Annotated in this window: 14 protein-coding genes; 1 reads left to right on the top strand and 13 read right to left on the bottom strand. The window is 70.2% G+C overall.

Going from position 1 to position 12,561, the window contains the following annotated elements:
• Positions 1-39: 39 nt before the first annotated feature.
• From ACIO9J_RS10485 to rpsB, 5 genes are all read right to left on the bottom strand, one after another.
• Positions 40-1,143 (bottom strand): phosphatidate cytidylyltransferase, encoded by a 1,104-nt coding sequence (locus ACIO9J_RS10485; protein WP_401995560.1) that lies wholly within the window; start codon positions 1,141-1,143, stop codon positions 40-42.
• 51 nt (positions 1,144-1,194) lie between these two features.
• Positions 1,195-1,752: a ribosome recycling factor gene (gene frr / locus ACIO9J_RS10480; RefSeq protein WP_055565944.1), complete on the bottom strand. Its 558-nt coding sequence runs from the start codon at positions 1,750-1,752 to the stop codon at positions 1,195-1,197.
• Positions 1,753-1,910: 158 nt separating this feature from the next.
• Positions 1,911-2,672 carry a UMP kinase gene (gene pyrH / locus ACIO9J_RS10475; RefSeq protein ID WP_055552940.1) on the bottom strand — a complete coding sequence of 254 codons (762 nt, stop codon included), beginning with the start codon at positions 2,670-2,672 and terminating at the stop codon, positions 1,911-1,913.
• A 186-nt stretch (positions 2,673-2,858) separates the two neighbouring features.
• Entirely contained in the window at positions 2,859-3,695 is an 837-nt protein-coding gene (gene tsf / locus ACIO9J_RS10470; protein WP_401995555.1) for a translation elongation factor Ts, read from the bottom strand.
• Between the two features lie 102 nt (positions 3,696-3,797).
• Positions 3,798-4,721: a 30S ribosomal protein S2 gene (gene rpsB / locus ACIO9J_RS10465; protein WP_401995552.1), complete on the bottom strand. Its 924-nt coding sequence runs from the start codon at positions 4,719-4,721 to the stop codon at positions 3,798-3,800.
• A 404-nt stretch (positions 4,722-5,125) separates the two neighbouring features.
• On the opposite strand from rpsB, the gene ACIO9J_RS10460 reads away from it, so the two are divergent.
• Positions 5,126-5,689 (top strand): M23 family metallopeptidase, encoded by a 564-nt coding sequence (locus ACIO9J_RS10460; protein WP_401995549.1) that lies wholly within the window; start codon positions 5,126-5,128, stop codon positions 5,687-5,689.
• Positions 5,690-5,748: 59 nt separating this feature from the next.
• Here the strand turns inward: ACIO9J_RS10460 and ACIO9J_RS10455 are convergent, their stop codons facing one another.
• The 8 genes from ACIO9J_RS10455 to lepB form a co-directional block, all read right to left on the bottom strand.
• On the bottom strand, positions 5,749-6,306 hold the full coding sequence (locus tag ACIO9J_RS10455; protein ID WP_401995972.1) for a TetR/AcrR family transcriptional regulator: 558 nt from the start codon (positions 6,304-6,306) through the stop codon (positions 5,749-5,751).
• 105 nt (positions 6,307-6,411) lie between these two features.
• Positions 6,412-7,254 carry an RNA polymerase sigma factor WhiG gene (gene whiG / locus ACIO9J_RS10450; protein WP_401995546.1) on the bottom strand — a complete coding sequence of 281 codons (843 nt, stop codon included), beginning with the start codon at positions 7,252-7,254 and terminating at the stop codon, positions 6,412-6,414.
• Between the two features lie 345 nt (positions 7,255-7,599).
• A complete protein-coding gene (gene dprA, locus ACIO9J_RS10445) occupies positions 7,600-8,760 on the bottom strand; it encodes a DNA-processing protein DprA (protein ID WP_401995543.1) in 1,161 nt (386 codons plus the stop codon).
• Entirely contained in the window at positions 8,757-10,376 is a 1,620-nt protein-coding gene (locus ACIO9J_RS10440) for a YifB family Mg chelatase-like AAA ATPase (RefSeq protein ID WP_401995540.1), read from the bottom strand. Before ACIO9J_RS10440 ends, dprA begins: the two co-directional genes overlap by 4 nt.
• Positions 10,376-10,780: a YraN family protein gene (locus ACIO9J_RS10435; protein WP_401995537.1), complete on the bottom strand. Its 405-nt coding sequence runs from the start codon at positions 10,778-10,780 to the stop codon at positions 10,376-10,378. The genes ACIO9J_RS10440 and ACIO9J_RS10435 overlap by 1 nt, the downstream gene beginning before the upstream one ends.
• Positions 10,781-10,856: 76 nt before the next feature.
• The gene (locus ACIO9J_RS10430) at positions 10,857-11,165 is read right to left on the bottom strand and encodes a DUF2469 domain-containing protein (protein ID WP_003965949.1); all 309 of its coding nucleotides are present in this window, start codon (positions 11,163-11,165) and stop codon (positions 10,857-10,859) included.
• Between the two features lie 55 nt (positions 11,166-11,220).
• Positions 11,221-11,748 (bottom strand): NUDIX hydrolase, encoded by a 528-nt coding sequence (locus ACIO9J_RS10425; RefSeq protein ID WP_401995534.1) that lies wholly within the window; start codon positions 11,746-11,748, stop codon positions 11,221-11,223.
• Positions 11,738-12,493, bottom strand: a complete 756-nt coding sequence (lepB, locus tag ACIO9J_RS10420) for a signal peptidase I (protein ID WP_401995531.1) — start codon at positions 12,491-12,493, stop codon at positions 11,738-11,740. Before lepB ends, ACIO9J_RS10425 begins: the two co-directional genes overlap by 11 nt.
• Between the last annotated feature and the right edge of the window lie 68 nt (positions 12,494-12,561).

Below are 12,561 nucleotides of genomic sequence, written 5' to 3'. Positions count from 1 at the left end.
CGAGCCCCTCACGCATGAATGCGCAGGTCAGACCGGCAATCAGCCGGACCCGACGAAGATCACGAGCAGCAGCCAGACCACCGGCGCCGTCGGCAGCAGGGAATCCAGGCGGTCCATGATGCCGCCGTGGCCCGGCAGCAGCGTGCCCATGTCCTTGATGCCGAGGTCCCGCTTGATCATGGACTCGCCGAGGTCGCCGAGCGTGGCGCTCACCGCGACCGCGAAGCCGATGAGCAGGCCCTGCCACCAGGTGCCGTCCTCGATCATGAACTGCATGCACAGCGCGCCCGCCGCCATCGCGAAGGTGACCGCGCCGACCAGGCCCTCGCGGGTCTTGCCGGGGCTGATGCGCGGCGCCAGCTTGTGCTTGCCGAAGCGCCAGCCGATCGCGTACGCCCCGGTGTCGCTGACCACGGTCAGGAGCAGGAACGTCAGGACGCGCTGCGGGCCGTCGTCCGCGGTGAGCATCAGCGCCACGAAGGTCGCGAGGAACGGCACGTAGAAGGCCGCGAAGACCCCTGCGGTGACGTCCTTCAGATAGCCCTCGGGAGGCTCGGTCATGCGCCACACCAGGACGGCGAGCGCGGTGAGCGCCATCGCCACCCAGGCGCCCTCGGCCCCGCGGACGTAGCCGGCCACGACCATCGCCGCGCCGCCCACCGCCAGCGGGACCAGCGGCGCCTTGATGCCCTTGCGCTCCTCGAGCCGGGAGGTGAGCTCCCAAAGACCGACCACGACGGCGACAGCTATGACGCCGACGAAGACGGCCTTCACGATGAACAGCGACGCGATGATCACCGCGCCGAGTCCCACACCGACTCCTATGGCCGCCCCGAGGTCGCGGCCCGCGCTCTTCTTCTGCGGTGCTGCCGGGGCGGGCTGTGGTGCGCTGGGCATGGGCTCCTGCGGAGGCTCGTCACGGAACAGGGGGCCGCCCATCCGAGTGGCCCCCCGGTCGTCGTCCTGGTCTCCGCCGCTCACGGGTACGTCGGGCACGATGGGCATGGGCTGCGTCTCAGACGGAAACAGCGCGTCCTGCGCATCGTACGCGGGACCTGCCGGGGTCGCCCCCTGACCAGGCCCCTGGTCGGGCGGCCCCCAATACCCGGCTCTGGGCGGCGCCCCCCAGGAAGAGTCGTTCACGGATCGCTTTCCTGATTCCTCGGACTTCGATCAGCCTCGATCGGACCTCGATCAGACTTCGAGCAGCTCGGCTTCCTTGTGCTTGAGCAGCTCGTCCACCTGTGCGACGTACTTCGCGGTGGTGTCGTCGAGCTCCTTCTCGGCGCGGCGTCCCTCGTCCTCGCCGACGTCGCCGTCCTTGATCGCCTTGTCGAAGGCTTCCTTGGCCTTGCGACGGATCGAACGGATCGAGATCTTGGAGTCCTCGGCCTTGGTCTTGGCGACCTTGATGTACTCCTTGCGGCGGTCCTGGGTGAGCTCCGGGAACGTCACACGGATGATGTTGCCGTCGTTGCTCGGGTTGACGCCGAGGTCGGAGTCGCGGATCGCCTGCTCGATGTTGCGCAGCGCGCTCTTGTCGAACGGGGTCACCACGGCCATCCGCGGCTCGGGCACCGAGAACGAGGCCAGCTGGTTGATCGGCGTCAGCGCGCCGTAGTAGTCAGCCACGATCTTGTTGAACATCGCCGGGTGCGCACGGCCGGTGCGAATCGCGGCGAAGTCCTCCTTGGCGACCACGACGGCCTTCTCCATCTTCTCCTCGGCCTCGAGGAGGGTCTCTTCGATCACCACTTGCTCCTGCGTGTCTTGAGTAGGCCCGGCATGGCACGGGGGCGGCCGGCTGCGTCGCGTCTCTTTCCTGCACGGTGTCCGACCGGCAGGGCTTTGTCCATCCCCTCAAGGGGCGTCTCGCGTACGTCCCTTGAGGCTGACCCAGGTCCCTGGGGTCAGGCCCGGCTTCCCTGGTCGCCCACGAGTGTGCCGATCTTCTCACCCTTGACGGCTCGGGCGATATTGCCTTCGGAGAGCAGCTCGAAGACGAGGATGGGCAGTTTGTTGTCCCGGCACAGCGTGATCGCGGTCATGTCGGCGACCTTCAGGTCCTGGGTGATGACCTCGCCGTAGCCGAGGGCGTCGTACTTCACCGCGTCGGGGTTGGTCCTGGGGTCGGAGTCGTAGACCCCGTCCACCCCGTTCTTGCCCATGAGCAGCGCCTCGGCGTCGATCTCCAGGGCGCGCTGCGCGGCGGTGGTGTCGGTGGAGAAGTACGGCATGCCCATGCCCGCACCGAAGATGACCACACGGCCCTTCTCCAGGTGGCGCACGGCGCGCAGCGGGATGTACGGCTCCGCGACCTGCCCCATCGTGATGGCGGTCTGCACGCGGCAGTCGATGCCCTCCTTCTCCAGGAAGTCCTGGAGGGCGAGGCAGTTCATGACCGTGCCGAGCATGCCCATGTAGTCGGAGCGGGCCCGGTCCATGCCGCGCTGCTGGAGCTCGGCACCGCGGAAGAAGTTGCCGCCGCCGATCACGATGGCGATCTGGGCGCCGTCACGGACGACGGCCGCGATCTCGCGGGCGATGGCGTGCACCACGTCGGGGTCGACCCCGAGGCCGCCCCCACCGGCGAACGCCTCGCCGGAGAGCTTCAGCAGGAAGCGTCCGGCAACTTTGTCGTCGTCACTCTTCGAGTCGGCCTTGGTGGTCATGTGGTTCTCGCTTCTCTTACTTGGCACACATGCGAAGAAGGCCACTGCCGGTGGGGTGTCGTTCGCATCCCATGCTCGGCAATGGCCTCCTCGTCAGATCCTGCGGTCGTACATCACGCACGAGGTGCCGTGCGCGGGCGACCGCTGTCGACCCTAGCGGGGTCTACCGTCGATCGCGGTACGGACTCAGATGCCGACCTTGATGCGCGAGAAGCGCTTCAGGGTGACACCGGCCTCGGCGAGAACCTTCTCGACCGACTTCTTGTTGTCCAGCGCGTACGGCTGACCGAGGAGGGTGGCCTCCTTGAAGAAGCCGTTGACACGCCCCTCGACGATCTTCGGCAGCGCGGCCTCGGGCTTGCCCTCGGCGCGGGTGGTCTCCTCGGCGACGCGACGCTCGGACTCGACGACCTCGGCCGGGACGTCCTCGCGGGAGAGGTACTTCGGCGCGAAGGCGGCGATGTGCTGCGCGATGCCCTTGGCGACGGCGGCGTCGGCCTTGTCCAGCTCGACGAGGACACCGATCTGCGGGGGCAGGTCGGGCATCGTGCGGTGCATGTACGCGGTGACGTAGGCGCCGGAGAACTGCGCGAAGCGGTCCAGGACGATCTTCTCGCCGAGGTTGGCGTTGGCCTCGTCGACGTACGCCTGGACGGTCTTGCCGGCCTCGATCTCGGACGCGAGCAGCGTCGCGAGGTCGGCCGGGGACGTCTTGGCGACGTGGGCGGCGAGGTTGTTCGCCACGGCCTGGAACTTGTCACCCTTGGCGACGAAGTCCGTCTCGCACTTCAGCTCGACGATGACACCGGAGGTGTTGTCGTCGGCGATGAGGGAGACCACGGCGCCGTTCTCGGCGGAGCGGCCCTCGCGCTTGGCGACGCCCTTCTGGCCCTTGATGCGCAGGGCCTCGACGGCCTTGTCGACATCGCCCTCGGCCTCGTCCAGCGCCTTCTTGCAGTCCATCATGCCGGCGCCCGTGAGCTCACGGAGCTTCTTGACGTCAGCGGCGGTGTAGTTCGCCATGATCGAAAATTCTCTCTCGAAGTCTGAAAGATCTACGAAGGTCTACGGGTGAACGGCGGGGGCCGATCGGGCCCCCGCCGTCAACTACCGAACCTGTGAGGGTCAGGCCTGCTCGGCGTCCGCGGCCGGAGCCTCGGCGGCGGGCGCCTCAGCAACGGGCGCCTCGGCGGCAGCCTCGGCCGGCTTGTCCTCGGCCTTGGCCTCGTCAGCCTTGGCGTCCTCGGCCTTGGGGGCCTCGTCGGCCTTCTTCTCGCCCTCGAGCAGGTCGCGCTCCCACTCGGCCAGGGGCTCGCCCTGGGCCTTCTCGCCCGGCTTCGAGTCACCGGTGGCCACGCCGGAACGGGCGATGAGGCCCTCGGCGACGGCGTCGGCGATCACGCGGGTGAGCAGGGTGACGGAGCGGATCGCGTCGTCGTTGCCCGGGATCTTGTAGTCGACCTCGTCGGGGTCACAGTTGGTGTCGAGGATGGCGACGACCGGGATGTTGAGCTTCCGGGCCTCACCGACCGCGATGTGCTCCTTCTTGGTGTCCACGATCCAGACGGCGCTGGGCACCTTGGACATCTCGCGGATACCACCGAGGGTCTTCTCCAGCTTGGCCTTCTCGCGCGAGAGCACGAGGAGCTCCTTCTTGGTGAGACCCGAAGCGGCGACGTCCTCGAAGTCGATCTGCTCGAGCTCCTTGAGGCGCTGCAGACGCTTGTAGACGGTCGAGAAGTTGGTGAGCATGCCGCCCAGCCAGCGCTGGTTCACGTAGGGCATGCCGACGCGGGTCGCCTGCTCGGCGATGGCCTCCTGCGCCTGCTTCTTCGTGCCGACGAACATGACCGTGCCGCCGTGGGCGACGGTCTCCTTGACGAACTCGTAGGCGCGGTCGATGTACGACAGCGACTGGAGCAGGTCGATGATGTAGATGCCGTTGCGCTCGGTGAAGATGAAGCGCTTCATCTTCGGGTTCCAGCGACGGGTCTGGTGACCGAAGTGGACGCCGCTTTCCAGCAGCTCCCGCATCGTGACGACGGCCATGGCCGTTCTCCTTGATTTTCTCGGTTGTGCCGCGTGTGCCGGACGGCACTCGCGCCTGACGCCCGCGTTGCGCCTTGCCACTAGGGACCGAGGGGCGCTGACACCGGCTGTTTCATGGCCTGATGTCGGGGCGTGCGAAGTCGACCCGGTGACCCGGATCGCCACAAGAAGTGTACGGGACCCGCGAGGTAGCGGGTGACGCCGCTGCCCTTGACCGGCCGAACCCCGTTTCCGACCGGCTGAGCCCCTGCCGCACCGACGTCCACGATCGGGTGACGGGGCTTTCCACGACCGGGTGACGGGGCTTTCCACAACCGGGTGACGGGGCTTTCCACAACCGACCGGTAATCCACAGATCCGGACCAAGATCCCCACGGCGCCGCCCGGCACGGGACGGTTCTCCCATGTCTCTCCTGCGCCTGGAACTGCTGCTGCCGACGCTGGCGGCCCTGCTCGCGACCTTCCTGCCCCAGCCCTCCGCCCCACCGGCGGGGACGGCACCGCCCGGCACGACGCCACAGGCCACGACCTGGCCGGTGGGCACCCGCCCCGCGGTCGTACGAGGCTGGGATCCCCCGGCGACGGACTACACCGCGGGCCATCGGGGCGTGGACCTCTCCGCCCCCGCGGGCACCCCGGTGCGCGCGATCGCCCCGGGCCGCGTCTCCTTCGCGGGACGCGTGGCGGGCCGGGGCGTGGTCTCGGTGGAGCTGGACGGCACGGGAGATCCGCCCCTGCGCACCACCTACGAACCAGTGCGGGCAACGCTGAAGAAGGGCGCCGAGGTCGAGGCGGGCGACGCGGTCGGCATCCTGGACATCCCGACGGGCCACTGCCCCGGCAGCTGCCTCCACTGGGGCCTGCTCAGATCCGAGACCTACCTCAATCCGCTGACCCTGCTGGCCCCGTGGCTCCTGCGCCAGGGCCCGTCAAGGCTGCTCCCCATGGCGGGAACACCCCCATGGTGAGACCGGGGCGGAACGCCCTGGCCGCGATGACCGGGCGGGACACCCGCGCGGCGAGGGCCTCAGCCCCGTACGCCCCGCAGCGCCATCGCGACGGCCGCCTCCGTGATGGCCGTCGGATCCTCCGCGGCCCCCAGCTCGATCCGCCGCACCGCCGCGTCCACGACGCCCTGCAACAGCATCGCCGCGAGCCTGGGCTGCTCGTGCCCGAGCGCTTCCAGTGCCTCGACGATCATCGCGATGAGCCCGCCGTGCGCGGCGCGGATCTTCTCGCGGGCCCCGGCGTCGAGCTCACTGGCGGAGATGGCCACGACCGCGCGGTGGCGCCGGTCACCGACCAGGGCCAGCTGCTGGCGGACATACGCCTCGACCTTGCCCTCGGCCGAATCCGCCCCCTCCATCGCCGCGGAGACCTCCGCGGCCCAGACGGGGAAATCGACCTCGCACAGCTCTTCCACCACGGCGGCCCGTGACCGGAAGTACTCGTACACGGACGACCGGGCGAGCCCGGTGCGCTCGGCGAGTGCGGGGAAGGTCAACGCCTCCGTACCGCCTTCGGACAGCAGGGATCGCGCAGCGTCCAGCAGGGCGCCGCGCTGCATCGACCGGTGCTCGGCCACAGAGGCCGCTCGAATCCTTGGCACAGCTCCACTTTACGGACGGGACGCCGCGCGCGGGAGTGACTCCCCGCTCACACCCCCGGGGCAGGGACGATTCAGCGCCCCTCAGCGCCCAAAACTCGCCAGCTTCGCCCGCAACTGGAGCACGGACTTGGTGTGGATCTGGCTCACCCGGCTCTCGGTCACGCCGAGCACGTTGCCGATCTCGGCGAGCGTGAGCCCTTCGTAGTAGTAGAGCGTCACCACGGTCTTCTCGCGCTCGGGGAGCGTGTTGATCGCCCGCGCGAGCAGCCTGCGCAGCTCCCGGTCCTCGGCGACCTCCACGGGGTTGTCGGCCGCGTGGTCCTCGAGCGTGTCCATGAGGCTGAGGCGGTCGCCGCCGTCCCCTCCGACGTGCAGCAACTCCTCGAGCGCCACCACGTTCGCCAGCGACAACTGGCTGAAAACGGCGTGCAGTTCCTCCAGCGCGATCCCCATCTCCGAGGCGACCTCGCTCTCCGAGGGCGTCCTGCGGAGCTGGGCCTCCAGCGTGGCGTAGGCCCGCTCGACGTTGCGCGCCTTCTGCCGTACCGAGCGGGGGATCCAGTCGAGCGCCCGCAGTTCGTCGATCATCGCCCCGCGAATGCGCGTGATCGCGTACGTCTCGAACTTGATGGACCGCTCGATGTCGAACTTCTCGATGGCGTCGATCAGCCCGAACACCCCGGACGAGACGAAGTCGGCCTGCTCGACATTGGGCGGCAGCCCCACGCTCACCCGCCCCGCGACGTACTTGACCAGCGGCGAGTAGTGCAGGATCAGCTGCTCGCGCAGCCGCTCGTCCCCGGTCTCCTTGTACGACCGCCACAGCTCGTCCAGCGACGAGGGAGCGGGGGGCCGCTCCCGCTCCCCGCTACGGGCAGCGGGGGGAACCGCCGTCCGGTCGGACCCTGAGATGTGCTGGGGCATTCGTCGCCTTGAGCCGTTCTGCCGTGAACTGTTGAGGTCGCGTGGGTTGGTGAGGTCGCGGGGGCCGACGGATTCGCCGGTGCCGCCCGCTTCGGTGCGGTGGAGATCTTGCGTGGAATGAATGAGGTTGTCCGTCTGGTCGCCTGTCCGCGTCGGAATCCTTGTGAGCGTAGCGTGACTGGAGTGTCGCAGTGTGCGAAGACTATGGGATCCTGAGTGCGCAGATACGTTCCGCTGGGTGCACCGAGGAGTCGGTTCCGTCGCTTAGTGTGACGGAACCGAGGCGTCAACTGCGCGATTTCCCAAGGTCGTCGGGGGGTCATCCGTCCGGCGGAACACGCTCGGTCACGATTCACCTCCAGCGGTGGAGACGGTCAGAAACGCCTGGCGTGTCAACTGCCAGCCGTCGCCGTGTCGTTCGACGAACCCGAGAGAGCGAAGCTCGTACAGTCGGCTTACGGCGTCGTCCTCCGTCGTGCCCGCATCGCGTGCGATGTCCCGCGCGTGCGCGCAGCCCCTGGCGGGCAGCGCGGCCAGTACGCGGGCCGCTCCCCCGGCGAGCAGATCGCGGGGTACGACGGGCCCTCGGCGCTCCGGTGCCAGCTCGCCCATGTCCCCGACCAGCTCGACGACTTCCGCGGCGTCGGTGACGAGGACGCCGTCCCCCCGCAGGAGTTCGTGCACCCCCGCGGAGAGGCCACTGGTGGCGGGCCCTGGCACTCCCATCGTGAAGCGTCCCAACTCCTGGGCGCCGCGGGCGGTGACCAGCGCGCCGCTGCGGTAGGCGGCCTCGACCACCACCGTGCCCCGAGTCAGCGCGGCGATCACTCTGTTGCGCAGGATGAACCGACTCGGCGTCGGATGATCACCCGGCGGCAACTCCCCCACGATGAGACCCTGTTCCGCGATCCGCCCGAGCAACTGGGCGTGCCCGAGCGGATAGGTCCTGTCCACCCCGCAGGCGAGCACCGCCACGGTGGCCCCACCGGCGCCAAGGGCTCCCCGGTGCGCCGCGCCGTCCACGCCGTACGCCCCGCCGGACACCACGACCCAGCCGCGCTCCGCGAGCCCCGCGGCGAGACCGGCCGCCATGTGCGCGCCGTACTCCGTGCAGGCCCTGGCGCCCACGACGGCGACCGACCGCAGCGCCCACATCCGCAGGGAGGGCCGCCCGCGCACCCAGAGTCCGACCGGCCGGGCGTCTCCGAGGTCGTCCAGCGGCATCGGCCACTCCGTGTCTCCGGGGATCACGAACCGCGCCCCGACATCGCCCGCCGCCGCCAGGTCACGCTCGGGCCGCGCCTTGGCCGCCCGTGCGCCAAGGCCCGCCCAACGGCGCCCCGTCACTCCCGGGAGCCGCTCCTCCCCCGCGCCGATCCGGCGCAGCACCTCGACGGCGCCCTCTTCGCGCAGCCATCGCCCGCCCACCGCGTCGCCCGGTTCGAGCACCCGCGTCAGCGCGATCCTCGCAAGGCGCTCCTCCTCCGGTGCGCGGCCGCCGCTCACGCCCTCGATCCGATCGCCATCGGCACGCCGCGCGAGACACCGGTGCGCAGTTGCAGCGCGAGAGCCACGTCCTGCACGCCGGGCCGGTCACGGCCCGCGAGATCCGCGACGGTCCAGGCGACCCGCAGGACCCGGTCGAGCCCGCGGGCGGTCAGGAAGCCGCGCTCCAGGTCGAGCTCGGCCGCGTCCAGGGCGCCGGGATCGGCGGGCCAGCGCGTGCGCAGCGCATGCCCGGGGACCTCACTGTTCGTCCGCCAGCCCGTGCCGACCAATCGGGCGGCCGCTCTCTCCCGTGCGGTGCGCACCCGGTCGGCGACGGTCTGCGTGGAGTCCCCGCGCGTGCCGTACCCCGCGAGTTCGGACCGGGTGACGGGCTCCACCTCCACCTTCAGGTCGACCCGGTCGAGCAGGGGGCCGGAGAGCCGCGCCTGATATCGCCGGACGACGGAGGCGGGGCACTCGCAGCCGTCCCCCAGGAGCGTGTGCCGACCACAAGGACAGGGGTTGGCCGCGAGCACCATCAGGAACTTGGCGGGCAGCCGGACCACTCCGGCACTGCGGGCGATCACCACATGACCCGATTCGAGAGGCTGGCGCAGGGAGTCGAGGGTCTGGCTGCTGAACTCCGGTGCCTCGTCGAGGAAGAGCACGCCCCGGTGCGCCAGCGAAACGGCGCCCGGACGCGCGACCCCCTTCCCGCCGCCCACGAGCGACTGCATCGTCGCGGAGTGGTGCGGCGCGCAGTACGGCGCGACGTCCACCAGCGGCCTGCCGGGAGGCAGCATGCCCGCCACCGAGTGCACCGCCGTGACCTCCAGCGACTCCTCGCGGGACAGCCTGGGCAGGATCGCGGGCAGCCGCTCCGCGAGCATCGTCTTGCCCGCTCCCGGCGGCCCCTGGAGGAAGAGGTGGTGCGCTCCCGCGGCGGCCACCTCCACGGCGGTCCGTGCCGACACCTGTCCCACGACATCGGCCAGGTCCAGCGCGTGGGCGTCGTCGGATGCGCCGCTCAACCCCGTGCCCACGCCCGTCCCCGGCACGCAGAGTCCCGCGAGCATCGGGTCGGGTCGCCCCGCCTCCGTCGGCTCCTCCTCGGGCACCGGCTCGTCGGTGAGGACCGCGATCAGCTGTCGCAGACTGCGCACGCCGAGGACCGAGACGCCGGGCACGAGGGACGCCTCGGCCGCGGTGCACTCGGGGACGACGACCTGTTCGTACCCCGCGTCGGCCGCCGCGAGGACCGCGGGCAGCACCCCGCGCACCGGTCGCACCCGCCCGTCGAGGCCCAGCTCCCCGATCATCACGATGTCGGCGAGCACGCGCGGATCGATCCGCTCCGCCGCCCCGAGCACGGCGCAGGCGACCGCGAGATCGAATCCACTGCCGCCCTTGGGCACCGACGCCGGGCTCAGCCCCACCGTGAGCTTCTTCTGAGGCCACTCCCCGCCGGAGTTGACCACGGCGGCCCTGACCCGGTCACGGCTCTCGGTCAGGCTCTTGTCCGGCAGGCCCACCAGCGTGAAGGCGGCGACGCCCGGCTCCAGGTCGGCCTGCACCTCGACGACCACGCCCTCGACGCCGACCAGCGCCACGGAACACGTACGCGCGAAGCCCATCAGGCCACACCCCGCGCGTGCTCGACGACGGGAGCGCCCCGCCGGGGGACCAGCACGCCGACCAGGTCGACGCGGACGCCGCCTGGCGGTGGGCCGCCGCGCTCCTCGATCCAGTGCTCGGCGAGCCGCCGGAGCCGGGCCGCCTTGGCCGCGCTCACGGCCGCCATCGGATGCTCGAAGGGCGTGCCGGCGAGGCCCGCCCTGCGGGTCTTGACCTCGCAGACGACGAGGGCCTCGCCGTCCATCGCCACGAGGTCGATCTCACCGGTCCTGCCCGCGCGCCAATTGCGCTCAAGGACCGTCATACCGGACTCGACCAGCCGCCGCGCGGCCAGTTCTTCGCCGTACTTTCCGAGTGCTCCGCGTGCGTTCATGTGGGCACCACCTCCGGCACCCACCGTCACGGATCAGTCCGCACCTATTGGATCTTGGTGCATTACTCGCCGGTTGTGGAAAACTCCGCCACCCCGGCGAGTGAACTCAGCCGCCCGGCAGCTCGAGATCGCTCTTGTTGAGCTCCTCGATATTCACGTCCTTGAACGTGAGCACCCTCACCTGCTTCACGAACCGGGCGGGCCTGTACATGTCCCACACCCAGGCGTCCGCCATGGACACCTCGAAGAAAACCTCACCCTGGACCGAGTGCACCTGCATCTCGTAGTCGTTGGTGAGGTAGAAGCGCCGTTCGGTCTCGATCACATATTTGAACAGACCGACGACATCGCGGTACTCCCGGTAGAGCTTCAGCTCCATCTCGGTCTCGTACTTCTCGAGGTCCTCGGCGCTCATGGCATGTTCCCCTTCAGCCGTGCGTCCCCCTATTGTGCGTCAGTCCCGCGAGCCCCTACACGATTTCCGTGTCGAGGATCTCGGGCCCGTCCGGGGGCCCCTCGTCGAGCAGTCTGCGAAGCAGCTCGGCGAGCCTGGTCGGATACACCGTCTCATGCGCCTCGGTCAGTTCCCGGCACGACCACCAACGCGCTCCGGCGACGCTGCGTCGTTCCAGTTCCGTGAGCCCTTCGGGAGCGGTCGCCGTCTGTGACGTACGTGCCAGGAAGTACCACTCGTCCTGGTCCCAGCGCCGCCCGTCGAACGGGAAGGAGCAGATCCGCTGCCACAGGACCGGGCCGAGCACGACATCCGTGATACCCGTCTCCTCCCGCAGTTCGCGCAGGGCCGCCCGCTCCCGCGTCTCGTCGCCCTCCAGACCGCCGCCCGGTGTGAACCACCAGTCGTCCGAAGGGTCGGCGGGTTCATGGCCGTGCAGCAGCAGGATGCGGTCGTCGGGGTCGAGCAGCACCACCCGCGCCACCTTGCGCAGCGGCCGCCCCGCCGCGGAGGTCCCGGGCGACGCGGTCTCCTCAGCCGACACCGGTCACCGCCCGCGTACGGCTCGCGCCGCGCCCGCGGCCGAGCCGCTTGGCCACCGGACCGTACGCGGCGCCGCCCAGGACGAGCACCACCCCGACCAGCACGGCGGTCAGCACCATCCGCAGCGGGCCCGGCTCGGAGATGCCGCCCGGCATGTCCTTGAAGCCGTCCGGACGTTCGAGCATCCCGAACTTGCCCATCGGCCAGGCCACCGCGTCGACCCGCGCCCGCACCGCGTCGCGCGGCACCGAACCGTGCTCCGCGTCGCCCAGGTGCACGCTGGAGTCCAGGGAGCCGCTGCGCTCGTCACCGAGCAGGAAGAGGCGGCCCTTGGGTACGGTCGTGGTGGGGATGCCGGTGGCGGAGGCGCCCTTGCCGTCGGGGAGATACGGTTCTGCGACTTCCTTGCCGTTGACGGTCAGCTTGCCGTCGGCGCAGCAGGCGATCCGGTCGCCGCCGACGCCGACCACGCGCTTGACCATCGGCAGGTCGCCCCAGGTCGACTGCTTGAAGACGACGACGTCACCGCGGCGCACGTCGTCGCCGTCGATCCGCTGGGCGAGGACCCGGTCGCCGGAGCCGATGGTCGGCGTCATGGATCCGGTCGGCACGGTGTACGGCTGGTACAGGACGGCGCCCCAGACGAAGCCGCCGAGGAAGAGCACACAGCCGAGGGCCACGGCGACACCCGACAGCACGCTGCCGAGCCGTCCGTGGCCCTCGTCCGTACGACGTGTCCTGCTCATCCCGGTGCTCCCCCGTCTCGGAGACGACCCCGCCGTCCGTACACACGGACGGCGGAAGATCGGCGATC

This window comes from Streptomyces sp. NPDC087300, from assembly GCF_044744425.1.
In the GTDB taxonomy this organism is placed as follows: domain Bacteria; phylum Actinomycetota; class Actinomycetes; order Streptomycetales; family Streptomycetaceae; genus Streptomyces.
This window is presented reverse-complemented; position numbering and strand designations above follow the sequence as displayed.

What these genes read in the sequence shown, in the direction of transcription:
- pyrH (WP_055552940.1), bottom strand. Translation starts at nt 2,672, where the DNA reads ATGACCACCAAGGCCGACTCGAAGAGTGACGACGACAAAGTTGCCGGA.
- tsf (WP_401995555.1), bottom strand. Translation starts at nt 3,695, where the DNA reads ATGGCGAACTACACCGCCGCTGACGTCAAGAAGCTCCGTGAGCTCACG.
- rpsB (WP_401995552.1), bottom strand. Translation starts at nt 4,721, where the DNA reads ATGGCCGTCGTCACGATGCGGGAGCTGCTGGAAAGCGGCGTCCACTTC.
- ACIO9J_RS10460 (WP_401995549.1), top strand. Translation starts at nt 5,126, where the DNA reads ATGTCTCTCCTGCGCCTGGAACTGCTGCTGCCGACGCTGGCGGCCCTG.
- whiG (WP_401995546.1), bottom strand. Translation starts at nt 7,254, where the DNA reads ATGCCCCAGCACATCTCAGGGTCCGACCGGACGGCGGTTCCCCCCGCT.
- ACIO9J_RS10440 (WP_401995540.1), bottom strand. Translation starts at nt 10,376, where the DNA reads ATGGGCTTCGCGCGTACGTGTTCCGTGGCGCTGGTCGGCGTCGAGGGC.
- ACIO9J_RS10430 (WP_003965949.1), bottom strand. Translation starts at nt 11,165, where the DNA reads ATGAGCGCCGAGGACCTCGAGAAGTACGAGACCGAGATGGAGCTGAAG.
- lepB (WP_401995531.1), bottom strand. Translation starts at nt 12,493, where the DNA reads ATGAGCAGGACACGTCGTACGGACGAGGGCCACGGACGGCTCGGCAGC.